A 19,550-nucleotide genomic window follows, 5' to 3' on the forward strand; every position below is an offset into this window, starting at 1 on the left:
CCCACCCCCCGTCCCGGGCTTGACCCGGGACCTTCCGGCCCCAAGATACCCCTCATGGTACAAGTCACGATATGGGGTTCGCTCGCCCGGTTCACCGACGACGCCCGCGAGGTCGAGGTCGAGGCGGAAAACCTGCGCCAACTGCTCGACGGGCTGGCGCAGAAATACCCCGGCCTGAAGCCCCAGCTCGACCGGGGCGTGTCGGTCTCCATCGACGGCAAGGTCTACAACGACAGCTGGTTCCAGCCCATCCGGCCCGACAGCGAGGTCGTACTGCTGGCGCGCCTCAAGGGCGGCTGAACCGTTTTTACAGCGGCACAGGCTCGCGCAGCGCCGAACCGCACCCGCTCTATTCGCGCGACAGCGCCGACAGCGGGGCGCGCAGGCGAAAGACCAGCCCCTCGGTGTCGAAGGCCACATCGGTCTTGGCCCCCAGCGCCCCCTCGGTCAGCTTGGTCAGCACCTGCGTGCCAAAGCCCGGCGCCTTGGTCTCGGTGACCTTGGGTCCGCCACGCTCGACCCATTCCAGCGCAAAATCCGGACTTTCGTCCCCGGTCACCGTCCAGGTCACCACGACACGCCCGCCCTCTTCCGACAGCGCCCCGTACTTCGCCGCATTGGTCGCCAATTCGTGGGTCACCATGCCCAGGATCTGCGCGGCATTGCTGGAAATCATCAGGTCCGGCCCGTCCAGCACCATCCGCTCGCGCGCCGCCCCCGAAAAGGGCCTTACCTGCTCGGTGAAGATCTCGCGCAGGCCGAACCGGCTCCCGGCATCGTGCATCATCGCTTCCTGGTTGCGGCCCAGCGCGGCCAGCCGCGCCAGCAGGCGGTCGGCGATCTCCTCGGGCGGCGAATGTCGCGCCAGCTGCCGCACGATGCCCGACACCACCGTGATCAGGTTCTTCGCCCGGTGCCCCAACTCCCCGATCAGGAATTGCGCCCGGCGCTCGGCCATCTCCTGCGCAGTGATGTCGATCATGGCGAAGACCCCCTCCACCGGCAGACCCTCGGCATCATAGGTCACCTGCTTGCGCGCATTGACCCAGCGAAGCGGCACGTCCGGCACCAGGATGCGGTGCGTCATGTCCAGCACCTGCAACGGATTCTCCGGCGACAACAGGCATTCCAGACCCTCCTGAACCTGCGGCCAGTCGTCGGGATGAATCCGCGCGTGCAACTCCGACCGCGGCACCTCGACGCCCGCATCCAGCCCGAAGAATTCCGCCGCCAGCGAGTCGCAGCGCAGCGTGTCGGCGCGGTAATCCACCTTTCCCAAACCGACCCGGGCGACCCTCAAGCCCAGTTCCACGTCGTCGGATGTCAGGGGGATGTTCAGCGGGGTCTCTAAGTCTCTCGTCATGGCATGTGTTTCGGGGCGCTACAGGGGGCCGTCAATGTCACAGTTTAAACGCACCGCAGATTTTCAATCTCAGGCGAAATCCTGCCGCCCGTCCCGTCGCAAGCCAAGTCCGACGCGGTACCGCTGTTGGCGTCACGGGCGTGATTTCCGGGACCTCACGCGCCAATCCCGCCGTTGCGCCGCATTCAACGCCGCCCGCCGCGATGCGCAAGGTGGGTCAAACCCCACGCCGCCTCCCGGATTTTCGAAACGAACCCGACGCGAACACGTCTTATCCGCAGACGCGGCAGACCGTTTCCCACTCCTTCAACCGCTCCGCCACGGGCACGGGCACCGGCCGGTCGGTGAAGAACATGTCGACCTCTGCCAGCGACCCGATCCGCGCCGGCGCCATGCGGTGAAACTTCGAATGGTCCGCCACCAGGAAGGTCCGACGCGCCCGCGCGATGATCGACTGGCTCACGTGAACCTCCTGAACGTCGAAATCCAGAAGGTCGCCATCATTGTCCAGCGCCGAGCAGCCGATGACGGCATAATCGAACTTGAACTGTTCGATCACCCGCGTCGTCAGATTGCCGATCAGCCCCCCGTCCGAGCGCCGCAACACGCCCCCCGCCACCACGATCTCGCAATCCGCATTGGCCACCAATATATTGGCAACGTTGATATTATTGGTGATCACCATCAGGTCACGGTGGCTCAGAAGCGCGCGTGCCACGGCCTCGGTCGAGGTCCCGATATTCAGGAAAACCGACGCGCCGTCCGGGATCTCCCGCGCGCAGACCTGTGCCATCGCCTGCTTGGCCGCCTCGTTCAGGCCGCGCCGTTCCTCGTAGCCGATATTGGACACACCCGACGGCATGATCGCGCCGCCATGCACACGCTCCAGCCGCCCGGCCTCGGCCAGGTCCGTCAGGTCGCGCCGGATGGTCTGCACCGTCACCCCGAACCGCTCGGCAAGGCCTTCGACCGTGACCTTGCCCTCGTTGCGGGCGATTTCGAGGATCTCGGGGTGACGAAAAGTCTGTGACATGCGCCTGAACCAAAGTTTCGGGTTTTTTCGTTTTCGCGGAATTTTCGCACATGTCAAAGAAAAATCCCGGCGTCGGGACCATTTCGCAGCCGCAGAAAGTCCATGCGGCAGCGCATATATGCAACCTAAAGCATTGACTTAATGTGACTTTCCAAAAACCGAACAAAAACGAAAGAAGCGTTTGACTCCATCAACCTGAACGTGCTCACTTACCGGGCACGATTTCCGGCGGCATCTGGGGAGGATGGATGCACCCAAGTCCCGAAAATATAAGCGATATTTTCGTCATCGGGGGCGGAATCAACGGCTGCGGCATCGCCCGCGACGCCGCCGGTCGCGGTCTTTCCGTCACCCTGGCCGAGATGAACGACCTCGCCTCCGCCACCTCCTCGGCCTCGACCAAGCTCTTCCACGGCGGCCTGCGCTACCTCGAATATTTCGAATTCCGTCTCGTCCGCGAGGCCCTGATCGAACGCGAAGTCCTCTTGCGCAACATGCCCCATATCAGCTGGCCCATGCGCTTCGTGCTGCCCTATCACCGCGACATGCGCTTCGAGGGCGGCACCCCCACCTCGCGCCTGCTGGAAAAGATCATGCCCTGGATGCGCGGCCGCCGCCCGGCGTGGCTGATCCGCCTCGGTCTCTTTCTCTATGACAGCCTCGGGGGCCGCAAGATCCTGCCCGCCGCCCGCTCCCTCTCGCTCGACGGCACGCCCGAGGGCGCGCCGCTGAAGCCCCATTTCAAACAGGCGTTCGAGTATTCCGACTGCTGGGTCGAGGATGCCCGCCTGGTGGCGCTCAACGCCCGCGATGCCGCGGGCCGCGGCGCCGAAATCCTCACCCGCACCCGCGTCACCGCCGCCCGCCGCGCGGGCGGTTTGTGGGAGATCGACCTCGAAGACACCGCCACCGGCGCCCTGCTGACCCGCCGCGCCCGCGCGCTCGTCAATGCCGGCGGGCCGTGGGTGGGCAACATCATTTCTGACGTCACCCATATCGACAGCCGCGAAGGCGTCCGCCTCGTGCGCGGCAGCCACATCGTCACCCGCAAGCTTTTCGACCACACCAAATGCTATTTCTTCCACGGGCGCGATGGCCGCATCATCTTCGCCATCCCCTACGAGCAGGATTTCACCCTGATCGGCACCACCGACGCCGATCACCCGGACCCGGGCACGCGCCCCGTCTGCACCCCCGCCGAGCGGGACTACCTGTGCAGTTTCGCCTCGGAGTATTTCGAGACCCCCGTCACCCAGAACGACATCGTCTGGACCTTCTCGGGCGTCCGCCCGCTTTATGACGACGGCGCCAAGTCGGCGACCGCTGCCACCCGCGACTACGTGCTCAAGCTCGACACCGATGGCCCGCCGCTGCTGAACATCTTCGGCGGAAAGATCACCACCTACCGCCGCCTCGCACAGGCCGCGGTGGGCAAGCTCGCCGCCCATTTTCCCAAGGCCACAGGCGACTGGACCGCCGACGCCGCCCTGCCCGGCGGCGATTTCGCCGTCGAGCACCGTGACGGCATGGCGGCGCAACTCGAGGCCGACTTCCCCTTCCTGAGCGAAGCCTGGGCCTACCGCCTGCTCCGCGCCTACGGTACCGAGGCGCGCACCCTTCTGGGCGACGCGACAACCTCCGCCGACCTTGGCCGCACTTTCGGCGCCACCCTTACCGAACGCGAGGTCCGCTGGCTCATGACACATGAATTCGCCCGCTCCGCCGAGGATATCGTCTGGCGCCGCAGCAAGCTGGGCCTGCGCCTGAAGGACAGTGAAATCAAGGGCTTGCAGGAATGGATGCAAGCCAACCCCGAGGGCGACAGCATCGTCGCCGCGGCGGCAGAATAAGGACGCAACCGATGACGCTGGTTCTGGACAACGTGTCGAAAAAAGTGGGGGCGGACACGCATATCCACCCCACGGACCTCACGCTGGAAAAAGGCACGATGAACGTCCTTCTGGGACCCACCCTCGCGGGCAAGACCACGCTGATGCGCCTGATGGCCGGCCTCGATGCCCCCACCACGGGCCGCATCCTCTGGGACGGCACGGACGTGACCGGCATGCGCGTGCAGGATCGCGGCGTCGCCATGGTCTACCAGCAGTTCATCAACTACCCGTCGATGAGCGTCTACGACAACATCGCCAGCCCCATGCGCCTGTCTGGCAAGCCCAAGGACGAAATCGACCGCGCCGTGCGCGACACCGCCGAGATGCTGCAACTGACGCCGATGCTCGACCGCAAGCCGCTCGAGCTGTCCGGCGGCCAGCAGCAGCGTTGCGCCCTGGCCCGCGCGCTGGTCAAGAACGCCGGTCTCGTCCTCCTGGACGAACCGCTCGCCAACCTCGACTACAAGCTGCGCGAGGAGTTGCGCATAGAGATCCCCCGCATCTTCGAGGAATCCGGCGCGATCTTCGTCTACGCCACGACCGAACCCGAAGAGGCCCTTCTGCTGGGCGGCAACACCGCCACACTCTGGGAGGGCCGCGTCACGCAGTTCGGCCCCACGCCCAAGGTCTATCGCCAGCCCGCCGATGCCACCACCGCGCGCGTTTTTTCGGACCCGCCGATGAACTTCCTGCAGATCTCGAAAACCGGCGGCAAGCTGATGTTCGGCGAGGGCCAGTCCCTGCCCGCCACCGGCAAGATGGCCGAGCTGCCCGAGGGCCGCTACACCGCCGGCTTCCGCCCCAATCACCTGGAAATCGAACAGCACACCGACGCCGCCATGCGCTTCGTCACAAAACTCAGCGTGACCGAACTCACCGGCTCGGAAACCTTCATCCATCTCGATCACCACGATAGCCGCTGGGTTGGTGTCATCCACGGTGTTCACGACCTTCAGCCGGGCCGCGACCTGCCGGTCTATCTCGACCCGGCCCATATCTACATCTTCAGCGAAGACGGCGATCTGGTATCCCCCGCCGCCTACGCGCTGGCCGCCTGAGGGGCTGACGAACATGGCAAAGATCACGCTCGACAATCTGGCGCACAGCTACCTCGCCAACCCGACTTCCGAGGATGATTTCGCCCTCAAGGAACTCAACCACGACTGGACCGATGGCGAGGCCTATGCCCTCCTGGGCGCGTCCGGCTGCGGCAAGACCACGCTTCTCAACATCATCTCCGGTCTCTTGCAGCCCAGCCGGGGCCGCATCCTCTTCAACGATGTCGACGTCACGCACGCCCCCACGACCGAGCGCAACATCGCGCAGGTCTTCCAGTTTCCGGTCGTCTACGACACCATGACCGTGCGCGAAAACCTCGCTTTCCCGTTGAAAAACCGTGGTGCCGACAAGGCTTACGTTGCCCAGCGCGTGCAGGAAATCGCCACCATGATCGGGCTCGAGGACACGCTGAACCGCAAGGCGCGCGGCCTGACAGCCGACGCCAAGCAAAAGATCAGCCTGGGCCGCGGCATGGTGCGCGAGGACGTCAACGCGCTTCTCTTCGACGAGCCGCTCACCGTCATCGACCCCCACATGAAGTGGGAACTGCGCACGCAATTGAAGCAACTGCATCAGCAGTTCGGCCACACCATGATCTACGTCACCCACGACCAGACCGAGGCGCTGACCTTCGCCGACAAGGTCGTGGTGATGCATGACGGCCGCGTGGTGCAGATCGGCACGCCCGAGGACTTGTTCAACACCCCCGAACACACTTTCGTCGGCTACTTCATCGGCTCTCCGGGCATGAACGTGATCCCCGCTAAAGTCGAAGGAAATCAGGCCTATATCAACGGCGCCGAACTGTCCCTCGCAAACAGCTACGCGCCGCTCGAAGGCCGTGTCGAAATCGGCGTCCGCCCCGAATTCGCCCGCCTTTCCGACAGCGAGGGTTTGCCCGTGAAGGTCCGCCGCGTCGAGGATGTAGGCCGCCACAAGATCATCCGCGCCGATTGCTTCGGGACACCGATCAACATCATCGCCGACGAAGCCGAAGAGGTTCGCGCCGACGCCACCCGCGTCGCCTTCGACCCCGCCCATGTCAACGTCTATGCCAACGACTGGCGCGTGACGCCCCAGGGGAGGGCCGCCTGATGTCCCAGCGCAACGCAGTCCCGGACCTGATCCGGGACCTCCCCGCCACCCACTCCACAACCAACGAGGCCGCCTGATGGAAAAGACCCCCAATCAAAAGGCCTGGTTCCTCGTCCTGCCCGTGCTGATCCTCGTGGCCTTCTCCGCCGTCATTCCGCTGATGACCGTGGTGAACTATTCCGTGCAGGACACCTTCGGGAACAACGAATTCTTCTGGGCCGGGCTCGAATGGTTCCGCGAACTGCTCGAAGATGACCGCATGTGGGACGCGCTCGGGCGGCAGCTCATGTTCTCCGGCATCATCCTCGCCATCGAGGTGCCCTTGGGCATCCTCGTCGCCCTCAACATGCCCAAGAAAGGCGTCTGGGTCTCGATCTGCCTCGTGCTGATGTCCTTGCCGCTCCTGATCCCTTGGAACGTGGTCGGCACCATCTGGCAGATCTTCGGCCGCGTCGATATCGGCCTTCTTGGCCATACGCTGGCGGCCTTGGGCATCGACTACAACTATACGCAGGATCCCTTTGCCGCCTGGGTCACGGTCATCGTCATGGATGTCTGGCACTGGACCTCGCTGGTGGCCCTGCTCGCTTATGCCGGCCTGCAATCCATCCCCGACGCCTATTACCAGGCTGCCAAGATCGATCAGGCCTCGCGCTGGAAGGTCTTCCGCTACATCGAGTTGCCCAAGATGGCCGGCGTTCTGATGATCGCCGTGCTCCTGCGCTTCATGGATAGCTTCATGATCTATACCGAGCCTTTCGTCGTCACCGGCGGCGGCCCCGGCAGCACCACGACGTTCCTGTCGATCGACCTGGTGAAGATGGCCCTGGGCCAGTTCGACCTCGGCCCCGCCGCCGCCTTCTCGATCATGTATTTCCTGGTGATCCTGCTGATCTCCTGGGTGTTCTATACCGTCATGGTCAATGTTGATAAGCGGGGAACCTGAGCAAATGACCGACGCCACCACCGACCGGATCCCCGGCAAGCTCGCCCCCAGCGGCAAGAACCGCCGCACCCGCGCGCGCGTCAACAGCCGCGCCATCGTGATGGGCCTCTACCTGCTCTTCCTGCTGTTGCCGATCTACTGGCTCCTGAACATGAGCCTCAAGACCAACACCGAGATCCTCAACAGCTTCACGCTCTGGCCGCGCAACCTGACGCTGGAAAACTACGCCACCATCCTGACCGATCCGGCGTGGTACTCGGGCTACATCAACTCGCTCATCTACGTGGTGATGAACACCGTCATCTCGCTTGCCGTGGCGCTGCCCGCCGCCTACGCCTTTTCGCGTTACACGTTCCTGGGCGACAAGCACCTCTTTTTCTGGCTGCTGACCAACCGCATGGCGCCGCCTGCGGTCTTCGCCCTGCCCTTCTTCCAGCTCTACAGCTCCGTCGGCCTTTTCGACACCCACATCGCCGTGGCGCTGGCGCATTGCCTTTTCAACGTGCCGCTGGCCGTGTGGATCCTCGAGGGCTTCATGCGCGGCGTGCCCAAGGAAATCGACGAGACCGCCTATATCGATGGCTATTCCTTCCCGCGCTTCTTCGTGAAGATCTTCATGCCTCTGATCGCATCAGGGATAGGCGTCGCCGCCTTCTTCTGCTTCATGTTCTCTTGGGTAGAACTCCTGCTCAGCCGCACGCTGACCACGGTCGACGCCAAGCCCATCGCCGCCATCATGACCCGTACCCAAGGCGCCGCGGGCATCGATTGGGGCGTGCTCGCCGCCGCCGGTGTCCTGACCATCGTGCCCGGCGCGCTGGTGATCTATTTCGTCCGCAACTACATCGCCAAAGGTTTTGCTCTAGGGAGAGTTTGATGACCAATTTCAGCCGAAATCTTGTCCTGCTTGGCGGCCTCGCCGCCGCCGCCCTCGCACCCGCTTCCGTCATGGCCCAAGCCGCCGAGCCTTGGGAAGCGGCCTGCATCATGCGGCACCTCGACCCCAACGGCGACGGGTTCCTTTCGATCCGCTCCGGCCCCGGCTCCAATCACCCCGAGATTCTGCGCGTGCGCAACGGCGACTCGATGCCCATCGACACCCGCAAATGCCAAGGCAAATGGTGCTTTGCCGAAAGCATACACAAGGACGGCCAGCGCCTGAACCAGACCGGCTGGTTCCACACCGGCTGGTGCGAGATGATCCCGTGAGCCCCCGCAAGCTGACATATGTAGCCCTCGCGCTGACGCGGCTGCCGGCCTCGTCGCGGGATTCTGCCCAGGGCTGCAACGCCAAGGGCTCCCTTCTATGGAGGGTGTGTTGATCTCGCGACGCAGCAGGACGGGGCGCGCCCGACCCTGGGTGGGCGCCTGCAACACCAAAGAGGTGCGAGACGACTGCATCAAGCGGCCCATGGCTTCGGCGCGGAACGGCAGCGATGCGCCCTCCGTCACGCCAAAGGCGTGCCACTCAAAATCGGCGCACCTGGGGTGCGACGGGGAGGGTCGGGCGCGGCCCGTCCTGCGGCCGGGCAAGAACAAAACAACCCAAGACATATTGATCCAAGGAGGTAACTGAACATGGACTGGATGGCATGGACATGGCCCACCGCCGCCTTCTTCGGCGTCATCGCTCTGCTCCTCGTAACCTTCACGATCCTTGCGCTCAAGTTCCCCGAGACGCCCCGCACCGGCATCCTGCGCATCGAGACGACGCGCGGCGACCGGCTGTTCATCACGCTTCTGGGCAGCGCCTTCATCAATCTCGCGTGGCTGGGCCTTGTCGGCCAGAACCAGCCCTACGCGCTGATCGTCTGCGCGATCTATGCCGCCGCGGTGTTCCGCTGGGTCTAGACGCGCGCCAACCCCCGGCGATCCGCCCCAGCGGGCCGCCACAACACATAAGTTCAGAAAGACCAATGGGAGGAACCAAATGACCCTGAACCTGAAATCAACCACCGCGCTGGCGGCGGCCATTGCCCTGACGGGCAGTACCGCATGGGCCGGCATGGAAGAAGCGATGGAGTTCCTCGAGAACGAAATCGCCGGCATGTCCACGCTCTCCCAGGAAGAGCAGGAAGCCGAGATGCAATGGTTCGTCGACGCCGCCGCGCCCTTTGAAGGCATGGAAATCAAGGTCGTCTCCGAAACCATCGCGACCCACGAATACGAAAGCCAGGTGCTGGCACCTGCATTCAGCGCCATTACCGGCATCCAGGTCACCCATGACCTCATCGGCGAAGGCGACGTGGTCGAGAAACTGCAAACCCAGATGCAGTCGGGCGAGAACATCTACGACGCCTATGTCAACGATTCCGACCTGATCGGCACCCACTGGCGCTATCAGCAGGTGCGCAACCTGACCGACTGGATGGACGGCGAGGGCGCCGACGTCACCAACCCCAATCTCGACCTCGACGATTTCATCGGCCTCAGCTTCACCACCGGCCCCGATGGCAAGCTCTACCAACTGCCCGACCAGCAATTCGCGAACCTCTACTGGTTCCGCTACGACTGGTTCAACGACGAAAAGAACAAGGCCGACTTCCAAGAGGAGTACGGCTACGAGCTTGGCGTCCCGGTCAACTGGTCCGCGTACGAGGACATCGCCGAGTTCTTCACCGGTCGCGACCTCAGCCACCTCGGTGTCGAGGGCGAGGTCTTCGGCAACATGGACTACGGCAAGAAGGACCCGTCCCTCGGCTGGCGCTACACCGACGCATGGATGTCCATGGCCGGCATGGGCGACGTGGGTGAACCCAACGGTCTGCCGGTCGACGAATGGGGCATCCGGGTGAACGAGAATTCCCAGCCCGTCGGCTCCTGCGTCGCCCGCGGCGGTGCCACCAACGCGCCCGCGGCCGTCTATGCCGTGACCAAGGCGATCGAGTGGCTGCAGAAATACTCGCCCCCCGCCGCCGCCGGCATGACCTTCTCCGAGGCCGGGCCCATCCCGGCGCAGGGCAACATCGCCCAGCAGATGTTCTGGTACACCGCCTTCACGGCGGCCACGGTCGAACCCGGCCTGCCGGTGATGAACGAGGACGGCACGCCCAAGTGGCGCATGGCCCCCTCGCCCCACGGCGTCTACTGGAAAGAAGGCCAGAAGATCGGCTACCAGGACGCAGGCTCGTGGACGCTGATGCAGTCGACCCCCGTCGACCGCGCCAAGGCGGCCTGGCTCTACGCCCAGTTCGTCACGTCGAAAACCGTGGACGTCAAGAAATCGGATGTGGGCCTGACCTTCATCCGCGAGTCCACCATCGACAGCGACCACTTCACCGAACGCGCGGACAAGCTCGGCGGGTTGATCGAGTTCTACCGCTCGCCTGCCCGCACGGCATGGTCGCCCACCGGCACCAACGTGCCGGACTACCCGAAACTGGCCCAACTCTGGTGGCAGAACATCGGTGACGCCATGTCGGGCTCAAAGACCCCGCAAGAGGCACTCGATGCCCTCTGCGCGGACCAGGAGCGCGTTCTGGAACGGCTGGAGCGTGCCGGCGTGCAGGGCGATCTCGGCCCGGTGATGAACGAGGAGCAGGACCCGCAATACTGGTACGACCAGGAAGGCGCGCCCTATCCCAAGCTCGAAAACGAGGACGAAGAGCCCAAGACCGTCTCCTATGACGAGCTGATCGCCAGCTGGCAGTAAACCCTGTCGCGGGCCGGGGAATCCCCCGGCCCGCGTCACCCGTAGGGCGGGGATCCTCCCCGCCTTTTCCCACCTCTCACACATCCCCGCGCGACCCGCGTATTTCCGCAACCACCAGATCCCGGATCAGATCCGGTATGGCGACTGCCATCGTGCCCATCCCCGTCCCGGGCTTGACCCGGGACCTATCCCCTTGGACACTCACATAACGAATTTCAGGCAAGGCCCCCGACATGACCCACATCCTCGCCATCGACCAGGGCACCACCTCCTCCCGGGCCATCCTTTTCGACAAAGGGCTCACCCCCGTCGCCACCGCGCAGGAGGAATTCAAACAGCATTTCCCCCAATCCGGCTGGGTCGAGCATGACGTGGACGATATCTGGGCCACCACCGCCGGCACCTGCCGCGCCGCCATCGAACGCGCGGGGCTCACTCCGTCCGACATCGCCGCCATCGGCATCACCAACCAGCGCGAGACGACCATCGTCTGGGACCGCACCACCGGCAAGCCCGTTCACCGCGCCATCGTCTGGCAGGACCGCCGCACCGCCCAGACCTGCCGCACGCTACGCGAGGCCGGCCACGAGGACATGATCACCGACCGCACCGGCCTCCTGCTCGACCCCTATTTCTCAGGCACGAAACTGGCCTGGATTCTCGACAACGTCGACGGCGCCCGTGAAAAGGCCGAAAACGGCGACCTCCTCTTCGGCACCGTCGACTGCTACCTCATCTGGAAGCTGACCGGCGGTAAGACCCACGCCACCGACGCCACCAACGCCGCCCGCACGCTCCTTTACGACATCCGAAAGGGCCGGTGGAGCCAGACCATCTGCGACCTGCTGAACGTGCCCATGTCCATGCTTCCCGAGGTCAGCGACTGTGCCGCAGATTTCGGCACCACCCGCACCGACCTCTTCGGGCGCGAGATCCCCATCCTCGGCGTCGCGGGCGACCAGCAGGCGGCAACCGTCGGCCAGGCCTGCTTTTCCCCCGGCATGATGAAATCCACCTACGGCACCGGCTGCTTTGCCCTGCTCAATACCGGCGACGAGCCCGTCCGCTCGCAAAACCGCCTGCTGACGACCATCGCCTACCAACTGGACGGCAAACCCACCTACGCACTCGAAGGCTCGATCTTCATCGCCGGCGCGGTCGTTCAATGGCTCCGCGACGGCCTCAAGATCATCCGCGAGGCCGGCGAAACCCAAACCCTCGCCGACCGCGCCGATGCGCATCAGAACGTCATCCTCGTCCCCGCCTTCACAGGCCTCGGCGCGCCCTACTGGCAGCCCGACTGCCGCGGCGCGATCTACGGCCTCACCCGCAATTCCGGCCCCGCCGAGTTCGCCCGCGCCGCGCTGGAAAGCGTCGGCTTCCAGACCCGCGACCTACTTGAAGCCATGACCGCGGATTGGTCCTCGGACGAGGCGAAACAGGTCCTGCGCGTCGATGGCGGCATGTCCGCCTCCGCCTGGGCCATGCAATTTCTGGCCGACATCATCGGCGCCCCCGTGGACCGCCCCAAGGTGCAGGAAACCACCGCCCTCGGGGCCGCCTGGCTCGCCGGCATGCAGGCCGGGATCTACCCCGACCAAGCCGGTTTCGCCAAGGGCTGGGCGCTCGACCAGCGGTTCGAGCCCGCGATGGACGCCACCGCCCGAGACGACAAATACGCCGCCTGGAAACGCGCCGTCGAAGCCACGATGTCCGTATGATCGCGCCGTTTGGTTTAGCGGCTCCCGCCCGCATCCTCTTCGGCCGCGGCGAGTTCGCCAAGGCCGCGGACCTCGCCGCCACCCTCGGCGCTCACGCGTTCGTCGTCCATGGCGCCACGCCCCGCCACGCCACCGCCCTCCTCGACGCGTCCGCGTTGGAAACCACCGCCTTCGCCTGCCCCAAGGAACCCGACCTCGCTCTGCTGGAACAGGCGCTCGACGCCGCCCGCCATACCGGGGCGACCCACGTGGTAGCCATCGGCGGCGGCGCGGCCATCGATCTCGGCAAGGCCGTCGCAGGCCTTCTCAAGGCCACCACCACGCCTCTGGATCACCTCGAAGTCGTGGGCCGTGGCCAGCCGCTCACCACGCCGCCCGCCCCGTTCATAGCCATCCCCACCACCGCAGGCACCGGCGCCGAGGCCACGAAAAACGCCGTCATCGGCGTGCCCGACCATGCCCGCAAGGTCTCGCTCCGCGACCCGGCCATGCTGGCCGACATCGCCCTTGTCGACCCCGCCCTCACAGACGGCACGCCCAAGCCCGTCACACTCGCCTCGGGCCTCGACGCCATCACCCAGGTGATCGAGCCCTACATCTCATCGCGCGCCAACCCGCTCACCGACGCGCTCTGCCGCGCCGCCATCCCGCGCGGCCTCCGCGCCCTGCGCAAGCTGATGAAGGATGAAAATGCAGACGCCCGCGACGACATGGCCTTCGTCAGCCTCACCGGGGGCCTCTCGCTCGCCAACGCCGGCCTCGGCGCCGTCCACGGGCTTGCCGGCGTCATCGGCGGCCGCGTCCCCAAAGCCCCCCATGGCGCAGTCTGCGGCGCGCTCCTGCCCGCCACGCTCGCCGCCAACCTCGCCGCCCTGCCCAAGGAAAACCCGAAGGCCCGCCGCATCGCCGAGATCCGCGTCAGCGCGTCCGAGGCGCTCGGTACCCCCGACATCGCCGCCTGGTCCCGCCATCACGGCCTGCCGACCCTCGCGCAGATGGGCATCGCCCCCGCCGACCACGCCGCCATCGCGGAAGAGGCCCAATCCTCCAGTTCCATGGCCGCCAACCCGGTCACACTCCCGACTGAGTTGCTCCAACGCATCCTCGCCGCCAGCTAGAGCGCACCGCCCGGCTTTTTCTTGCCAGAAATACTCAAAAACCGACGTTAGCGGCCAGCACGACCTTATGCCTCCCAGGTCACCCGACCGCCACACAGCGTCAGCACCGCTCGCGCCGTGCCCAGCGCCGACGGCTCCATGCCTTCCAGGTCATGCGACATCACCGCGATATCCGCCATGAAGCCCTCGGCCAACCGCCCCTTGCGATCCTCGGAAAACTCCACCCAGGCATTGCCCGCCGTGTAGCTCTCCAACGTTTCCAGCAGACCCTGCGACTGGTCCGGCCAGCCTTCGCCCAAATCCATCGGGTCCACCGCCGCCCGCACGTTGGGCATCACATCCACCGGCATCACCGGCCAGTCGGTTGAAAACACCATCCGCGCCGCGTGCTCCCGCTGCGCCCGCCAGGCATAGGCATAGGGCCACTGCTCCGGCCGCAGCACCTCGCGGATACCATGCGGCGGAAAGAAATGACCGAAGGCCGCGTGCCCCGGCTGGACCGAGGCGACCACGTCCAGCTCCCCCAGCCGCGGCAGGTCGTCGGGATGAATGATCTCGATATGCTCCATCCGGTGCCGCGCATCGCGCGCGCCATTGGCCTCCCGCGCCGCGGCGTAGCCATCCAGCGTCCGCCGCACCGCCAGGTCCCCGATCGCATGGGTGGAAATCTGGAACCCCCGTGCGTCCGCCGCCACGCAGGCCGCGTTGAACTGCTCCGGCGTGAACACCGCGTCGCCGTTGCTTTCGACGTCCGGATAGTTCTCCAGCATCAGCCCCGTGCGGCTTTCCATGACGCCGTCCATGAACATCTTCACCCGGTTGCACCACAGGTAGTCGCTGGCATACCGCGCCCGCATTTCCTCGGCCTCCTCCAGCCGGTCGATCGGATCGTGGCTCTTCAGGTGAAACGGCACTTCCACACGGGCGATCAGCTCGCCATCCGCCTCCAGTTCGGCCAAAAGCTCCATCTGGTAGAAATTGCCGTCCATGTTGTGCAGCCCGGTGATCCCGTGGCTCGCGCAATGTTTCAGCCCGGCGACCAGCGCCGCCTTGTCCTTGGCCCGCTCCTCCGGCCCCGGCGTGGGCACCGGATCGGCCCCGGTCACCAGCCCCGCCATGTCGCGCCCGCCATTGCGCGTCAGGCTCAGCACGTGGGCATAGGCCGACGGCTCCAGCAGCTTGCCTGTCGCCGTCCCATCCTCGGCCATGACGATCTCCGCGCCCGCCTCGACCGGCCCGCCATGCAGGATGCCGGCAAGCTCCAGCGCGGCGGTATTGGCCCAGATCGTGTGATGATCGCCGGCATAAAGCGCCAAAGGCCGGTTCGGCAGAACCCGGTCGAGGTCCTGCCGCGTGGTCTCGCGTCCCGGCCCCATCAACTCGTAGGCCGCCTGCACCGCAAAGACGACCCGGTCGTCGGGGCAGTCGTCGGCATAGGCCCGCACCGCCGCGGCCACCGCCTCCTCGCCCTGCACGCCGTAAAGGTCCAGGTATCCCATTTCCACCGATCCGGCGAAGAGATGCACGTGGCTGTCGATGAACCCCGGCAGCACCGTCGCGCCGCCGGCATCGACCTGTTTCGTGTCCGGCCCGGCCATGGCCCCGATCTCGGCGCTCGTGCCCACCGCCACGATCCGCCCCGACGCCACCGCCACAGCCTCCGCCCTCGGGCGGTCCGGGTCCATGGTCAGAACCTTGCCGTTCAGGATTACGATCTCCGGTGCCATGCCTGCCTCCTGTGATGGTTCGCGCCATCGAACCCGCGCCCGCCCGCGCCGTCAAGCTGGACAGCACGCCCGCCCTGCGCTTTCTTGAGCAAAGCCGCAATTCCGCCCGCCCATTCAACGAAAGCTGAAGCCGATGGCCATCAAGATCGACATGCTCCGCTGCTTTCTCACCGTGGCCGAGCGCGGCAACCTCGCCGACGCGGCCGAGGCCCTGGGCCGCACGCCTTCCGCCGTCTCCATGATGCTGCGCCAGTTCGAGGATCACATCGGCGCGCCCCTCTTCGAGGCCGGGCGCAAGTCCCGCCTCACCCGCCTGGGCGAACTCATCCGCGTCGAGGCGGGCCGCGAACTTACCCATTTCGACAGCACCGTCGCCGCCATCGAAGGGCTGTCACGCGCCGAGGCCGGCCATGTCCGCCTTGCCGTCACGCCCTCTGTCGCGCAGATGCTCATGCCCGCAATCCTGCACCGCTTCGCCGAAAACCACCCGCTGGTGCGTATCAACATGCGCGACACCGACAGCGCCGCCATCGGCCACGAGCTTGCCACAGGCCGCGCCGATATCGCGCTCGCGTCGCTTGGCCCCCAGGCCGGGTTCGAACGCGCATTGCTCTTTTCCGACCGCTTCGGCGTGGTCTGCCCCTCGGATCATCCCCTCGCCGCCGACTGGGAGGCCCTCACCTGGGCCGATCTCGTGGATATTCCATTCATCGCCAACGGCCTCTGCCACTATATCAGCGACCCCGATTTCCGTCCCATCCTCGACCGCGCCACGCTCAACGTCTCGGGCACCGCCGCCCTCCTCAGCCTCGTGCGCGCCGGCATGGGCGTCACGCTCCTGCCCGAACTCACAATGCAGGACGCGGGCGCCGACATCACCTTCCTGCCCCTCGTCGATGCCTCGATCCGGCGCGAGGTCTGGATGTTCACGCCGACGGAGTCCGGGATGACGCCCGCCGCCGCCGCCCTCGCACGCACCATCCGGGCGCAAGAAATCCCCTTGACCCACTAGCAACAAAATTCAGATTAACTGAAATTTTCTACAGAACTTTGCGTTTGCCTTGAATCACCGCATTGGCAAGACTCCGCCAATCACTTTCCAGGGATGCGCAATGACCGACCTCAAGCTGAACTACATCGCGGGCCAATGGGCCGAAGGGCCGTCCTCCATCGAGAACCGCAACCCCTCGGACCTCTCCGACTTGGTCGGTCACTTCGCCCAGGCCAGCGCCGCCCAGCTGGACGAGGCCATCGCCGCCGCCCGCACCGCCCAGGCCGAATGGGCCAGCTATGGCCTCGAACGTCGCCAGGCCGTGCTCATGGCCATCGGCACCGAACTCATGGCCCGCGCCGAAGAGCTGGGCAAGCTGCTGTCCCGCGAAGAGGGCAAACCCTTCGCCGAGGGCAAGGGCGAGATTTACCGCGCCGGGCAATTCTTCACCTACTATGCCCACGAGGTCCTGCGCCAGCTGGGCGAGAACGCCGACTCAGTCCGCCCCGGCGTCGAGGTCGACGTCCGCCGCGAACCCGTCGGCACCGTCGCCGTCATCAGCCCCTGGAACTTCCCCACCGCCACCGCGTCTTGGAAGATCGCCCCGGCGCTCGCCTACGGCAACGCCGTCATCTGGAAACCGGCCAATCTCACACCCGCCTCCGCCGTGGCGCTCACGGAGATCATCGCGAAACAGGACATTCCCCCGGGTCTCTTCCAGCTTGTCATGGGACCCGGCGGCGAGGTCGGCCAACGCCTCGTCGAAAGCCCCGATATCGATGCCATCTCCTTCACCGGCTCCGTCCCGGTGGGCCGCCACATCGCCGCCTCCGCGGTAGGCAACTTCACCCGCCTGCAAATGGAGATGGGCTCCAAGAACGCGCTCGCCGTGATGGACGACGCCGATCTCGACCTCGCCGTCACGCTGGCGCTCGGCGGCGCTTTCGGCGGCACCGGGCAGAAATGCACCGCCTCCTCGCGCCTCGTCGTCGACGCGGGCATCCACGACGCCTTCGTCGAGAAACTCGTCGCCGGTGCCAAGGCGATGAAGGTCGGCCACGCGCTGGCCGAAGGCACGCAAATGGGCCCCGTCGTGTCCGAAACCCAACTCAACGAGAACCTCGCCTATGTCAAAAAAGGCCAGGCTGAAGGCGCCGAGCTTGCCTGCGGTGGCACCCGCCTGACGCTCGACCATGACGGCTATTACATGGCACCGGGCGTGTTCCTGAACACCACCAACAACATGGCCATCAACCGCGAGGAAATGTTCGCGCCGCTCACCTCCGTCATCAAGGTCGGCAGCTACGACGAGGCGCTCCACGTGGTCAACGACACCAATTTCGGCCTCACCTCCGGCATCGTCACGCGCTCCCTCGCCCGCGCCAGCCATTTCCGCCGCAACGCCCGCACCGGCGTCGTGACCGTCAACCTGCCTACCGCGGGCACCGATTACCACGTCCCCTTCGGCGGTCGCGGCGACAGCTCTCACGGACCCCGCGAACAGGGCATCCACGCCCGCGACTTCTACACCATCGTGAAGACCGCCTATATCGCGGCGGGGTCGCCGGAATGACGCACACCGCTGCCCCGTCTGATCACCGTAGCTCGGCACCGCCGAGCCGCGCCCGCCCCTCCCCACGGGCGGGCGCCCGGCAAACGTCCCGCGCAACACGGGTCGAGTGCGCAACCCGGCCCTCTTGCAAAGCTCCGATGTTGCAGCGCCCCCCCAGGGGCGGCCCCGTCTCGGCGTGTGCTCCATCGCCGGGCCGTGCACGCCCCTGGGTGGGCGCCACCACGGTCCTTCAAAGCGCGGCGACGTCACTCCGCCGAACACCGCTTCGGCGCGCAACGCCACCGATGCGCCCGCCCGTGGGGAGGGGCGGGCGCGGCCCGGCGATGCCGGGCACAACCGTTCAATCCGTGCTGGAAGGCGGCGCGCCATGACCTACCGCATCGACGGACTGCAATACGCCAACTGGTCGGAAAAGATCTTCCGCCAGATGCGGCAGGGCGGCCTCGACGCCGTACACGTCACCATCGCCTACCACGAGACCTTCCGCGAAACCGTCCTCAACGTCGAACGCTGGAACCGCTGGTTCGAACAATACCCCGACCTGATCATCAAGGGGCGGTGGGCGGGCGATGTGCGCACCGCGCACGAGACCGGCCGCACCGCCATCTTCTTCGGCTTCCAGAACCCCTCGCCCATCGAGGACGATATCGGCCTGGTCGAGGTCTGGCACGACCTCGGCGCGCGCTTCATGCAGCTGACCTACAACAACCAAAGCCTCCTCGCCACGGGCTGTTACGAGGCCGAGGATGCGGGCCTCACCCGCATGGGCCGCGAGGTGATCCGCGAGATGAACCGCGTGGGCCTAGTGGTGGACATGTCCCACTCCGCCCACCGCTCCACCATCGAGGCGGCGGACCACTCGCAACGCCCCATCACCATCACCCACGCCAACCCGCACGCCTGGCACGCCGCGAAACGCAACAAGCGCGACGACGTCATCCGCGCCGTCGTTTCGAATGGCGGCATGATGGGCTTTTCGCTCTATCCCCATCATCTCGCAGGCGGCACCGACTGCACCCTGCAAAGCTTCTGCCAGATGATCGCCGACACCGCCGAAACCTACGGCACCCGGCATTTCGGCATCGGCTCCGACCTCTGCCAGGACCAACCCGACAGCATCGTTGGATGGATGCGCACCGGCCGCTGGACCAAACAAGTCGACTACGGCGAAGGCTCCGCCCAAAACCCCGGCTTCCCGCCGCAACCCGACTGGTTCAAGGACAACACCGACTTCCCGAACCTGGCGGACGGCCTCAAACAGGTCGGTTTCAACCAAGCCGAGATCGCCGGCCTCATGGGCGACAACTGGCTGCGCTTTTTCGACGAAAACTTCACCCCGGACCAACAAGAACCGGAGTCCTGAGGGCGCAAACCGCCCAT

General features: G+C 65.7%; 17 protein-coding genes. 14 read left to right on the forward strand and 3 right to left on the reverse strand.

Going from position 1 to position 19,550, the window contains the following annotated elements; all coding sequences use genetic code 11:
- Nucleotides 1-54 precede the first annotated feature (54 nt).
- The gene (locus ACQY4V_RS11690) at nt 55-300 is read left to right on the forward strand and encodes a MoaD/ThiS family protein (RefSeq protein WP_428511860.1); all 246 of its coding nucleotides are present in this window, start codon (nt 55-57) and stop codon (nt 298-300) included.
- A gap of 49 nt (nt 301-349) precedes the next feature.
- Here the strand turns inward: ACQY4V_RS11690 and ACQY4V_RS11695 are convergent, their stop codons facing one another.
- Entirely contained in the window at nt 350-1,363 is a 1,014-nt protein-coding gene (locus ACQY4V_RS11695; RefSeq protein ID WP_428511862.1) for an HWE histidine kinase domain-containing protein, read from the reverse strand.
- Nucleotides 1,364-1,634: 271 nt separating this feature from the next.
- On the reverse strand, nt 1,635-2,396 hold the full coding sequence (locus ACQY4V_RS11700; protein ID WP_428511864.1) for a DeoR/GlpR family DNA-binding transcription regulator: 762 nt from the start codon (nt 2,394-2,396) through the stop codon (nt 1,635-1,637).
- A gap of 248 nt (nt 2,397-2,644) precedes the next feature.
- Between ACQY4V_RS11700 and glpD the strand changes: the two genes are divergently transcribed.
- The 10 genes from glpD (at nt 2,645) to ACQY4V_RS11750 (ending at nt 13,879) form a co-directional block, all read left to right on the forward strand.
- Entirely contained in the window at nt 2,645-4,246 is a 1,602-nt protein-coding gene (gene glpD, locus ACQY4V_RS11705) for a glycerol-3-phosphate dehydrogenase (protein WP_428511866.1), read from the forward strand.
- 11 nt (nt 4,247-4,257) lie between these two features.
- Complete coding sequence (locus tag ACQY4V_RS11710; RefSeq protein ID WP_428511868.1) at nt 4,258-5,346, forward strand: ABC transporter ATP-binding protein; 1,089 nt, start codon at nt 4,258-4,260, stop codon at nt 5,344-5,346.
- Between the two features lie 13 nt (nt 5,347-5,359).
- A complete protein-coding gene (locus ACQY4V_RS11715) occupies nt 5,360-6,442 on the forward strand; it encodes an ABC transporter ATP-binding protein (protein WP_428511870.1) in 1,083 nt (360 codons plus the stop codon).
- 76 nt (nt 6,443-6,518) lie between these two features.
- Nucleotides 6,519-7,388: a carbohydrate ABC transporter permease gene (locus tag ACQY4V_RS11720; RefSeq protein WP_428511872.1), complete on the forward strand. Its 870-nt coding sequence runs from the start codon at nt 6,519-6,521 to the stop codon at nt 7,386-7,388.
- 4 nt (nt 7,389-7,392) lie between these two features.
- Nucleotides 7,393-8,265 (forward strand): carbohydrate ABC transporter permease, encoded by an 873-nt coding sequence (locus ACQY4V_RS11725; protein ID WP_428511874.1) that lies wholly within the window; start codon nt 7,393-7,395, stop codon nt 8,263-8,265.
- A complete protein-coding gene (locus tag ACQY4V_RS11730) occupies nt 8,265-8,597 on the forward strand; it encodes a hypothetical protein (protein WP_428511876.1) in 333 nt (110 codons plus the stop codon). The genes ACQY4V_RS11725 and ACQY4V_RS11730 overlap by 1 nt, the downstream gene beginning before the upstream one ends.
- Before the next feature lie 369 nt (nt 8,598-8,966).
- Nucleotides 8,967-9,239 carry a DUF2160 domain-containing protein gene (locus ACQY4V_RS11735; protein WP_222452826.1) on the forward strand — a complete coding sequence of 91 codons (273 nt, stop codon included), beginning with the start codon at nt 8,967-8,969 and terminating at the stop codon, nt 9,237-9,239.
- A 79-nt stretch (nt 9,240-9,318) separates the two neighbouring features.
- Nucleotides 9,319-11,040 carry an extracellular solute-binding protein gene (locus ACQY4V_RS11740; RefSeq protein ID WP_428511879.1) on the forward strand — a complete coding sequence of 574 codons (1,722 nt, stop codon included), beginning with the start codon at nt 9,319-9,321 and terminating at the stop codon, nt 11,038-11,040.
- Between the two features lie 233 nt (nt 11,041-11,273).
- On the forward strand, nt 11,274-12,761 hold the full coding sequence (glpK, locus tag ACQY4V_RS11745; protein ID WP_428511881.1) for a glycerol kinase GlpK: 1,488 nt from the start codon (nt 11,274-11,276) through the stop codon (nt 12,759-12,761).
- Nucleotides 12,761-13,879, forward strand: a complete 1,119-nt coding sequence (locus ACQY4V_RS11750; RefSeq protein ID WP_428517234.1) for an iron-containing alcohol dehydrogenase — start codon at nt 12,761-12,763, stop codon at nt 13,877-13,879. Before glpK ends, ACQY4V_RS11750 begins: the two co-directional genes overlap by 1 nt.
- A 65-nt stretch (nt 13,880-13,944) precedes the next feature.
- Here the strand turns inward: ACQY4V_RS11750 and ACQY4V_RS11755 are convergent, their stop codons facing one another.
- Nucleotides 13,945-15,606, reverse strand: a complete 1,662-nt coding sequence (locus tag ACQY4V_RS11755) for an amidohydrolase (protein ID WP_428511883.1) — start codon at nt 15,604-15,606, stop codon at nt 13,945-13,947.
- A 133-nt stretch (nt 15,607-15,739) separates the two neighbouring features.
- On the opposite strand from ACQY4V_RS11755, the gene ACQY4V_RS11760 reads away from it, so the two are divergent.
- From ACQY4V_RS11760 to ACQY4V_RS11770, 3 genes are all read left to right on the forward strand, one after another.
- Nucleotides 15,740-16,618, forward strand: a complete 879-nt coding sequence (locus ACQY4V_RS11760; protein WP_428511885.1) for a LysR family transcriptional regulator — start codon at nt 15,740-15,742, stop codon at nt 16,616-16,618.
- A 100-nt stretch (nt 16,619-16,718) separates the two neighbouring features.
- Nucleotides 16,719-18,170, forward strand: a complete 1,452-nt coding sequence (locus tag ACQY4V_RS11765; protein ID WP_428511887.1) for an aldehyde dehydrogenase family protein — start codon at nt 16,719-16,721, stop codon at nt 18,168-18,170.
- Between the two features lie 367 nt (nt 18,171-18,537).
- Complete coding sequence (locus ACQY4V_RS11770; RefSeq protein ID WP_428511889.1) at nt 18,538-19,533, forward strand: membrane dipeptidase; 996 nt, start codon at nt 18,538-18,540, stop codon at nt 19,531-19,533.
- Nucleotides 19,534-19,550: the final 17 nt, after the last annotated feature.

This window comes from Roseovarius sp. (assembly GCF_965277045.1).
In the GTDB taxonomy this organism is placed as follows: domain Bacteria; phylum Pseudomonadota; class Alphaproteobacteria; order Rhodobacterales; family Rhodobacteraceae; genus Roseovarius.

Bases quoted from the DNA above. Each gene is read 5' to 3' on its own strand.
- ACQY4V_RS11690 (WP_428511860.1), top strand. From the start codon at position 55: ATGGTACAAGTCACGATATGGGGTTCGCTCGCCCGGTTCACCGACGAC.
- ACQY4V_RS11695 (WP_428511862.1), bottom strand. From the start codon at position 1,363: ATGACGAGAGACTTAGAGACCCCGCTGAACATCCCCCTGACATCCGAC.
- ACQY4V_RS11700 (WP_428511864.1), bottom strand. From the start codon at position 2,396: ATGTCACAGACTTTTCGTCACCCCGAGATCCTCGAAATCGCCCGCAAC.
- glpD (WP_428511866.1), top strand. From the start codon at position 2,645: ATGCACCCAAGTCCCGAAAATATAAGCGATATTTTCGTCATCGGGGGC.
- ACQY4V_RS11710 (WP_428511868.1), top strand. From the start codon at position 4,258: ATGACGCTGGTTCTGGACAACGTGTCGAAAAAAGTGGGGGCGGACACG.
- ACQY4V_RS11715 (WP_428511870.1), top strand. From the start codon at position 5,360: ATGGCAAAGATCACGCTCGACAATCTGGCGCACAGCTACCTCGCCAAC.
- ACQY4V_RS11720 (WP_428511872.1), top strand. From the start codon at position 6,519: ATGGAAAAGACCCCCAATCAAAAGGCCTGGTTCCTCGTCCTGCCCGTG.
- ACQY4V_RS11725 (WP_428511874.1), top strand. From the start codon at position 7,393: ATGACCGACGCCACCACCGACCGGATCCCCGGCAAGCTCGCCCCCAGC.
- ACQY4V_RS11730 (WP_428511876.1), top strand. From the start codon at position 8,265: ATGACCAATTTCAGCCGAAATCTTGTCCTGCTTGGCGGCCTCGCCGCC.
- ACQY4V_RS11735 (WP_222452826.1), top strand. From the start codon at position 8,967: ATGGACTGGATGGCATGGACATGGCCCACCGCCGCCTTCTTCGGCGTC.
- ACQY4V_RS11740 (WP_428511879.1), top strand. From the start codon at position 9,319: ATGACCCTGAACCTGAAATCAACCACCGCGCTGGCGGCGGCCATTGCC.
- glpK (WP_428511881.1), top strand. From the start codon at position 11,274: ATGACCCACATCCTCGCCATCGACCAGGGCACCACCTCCTCCCGGGCC.
- ACQY4V_RS11755 (WP_428511883.1), bottom strand. From the start codon at position 15,606: ATGGCACCGGAGATCGTAATCCTGAACGGCAAGGTTCTGACCATGGAC.
- ACQY4V_RS11760 (WP_428511885.1), top strand. From the start codon at position 15,740: ATGGCCATCAAGATCGACATGCTCCGCTGCTTTCTCACCGTGGCCGAG.
- ACQY4V_RS11765 (WP_428511887.1), top strand. From the start codon at position 16,719: ATGACCGACCTCAAGCTGAACTACATCGCGGGCCAATGGGCCGAAGGG.
- ACQY4V_RS11770 (WP_428511889.1), top strand. From the start codon at position 18,538: ATGACCTACCGCATCGACGGACTGCAATACGCCAACTGGTCGGAAAAG.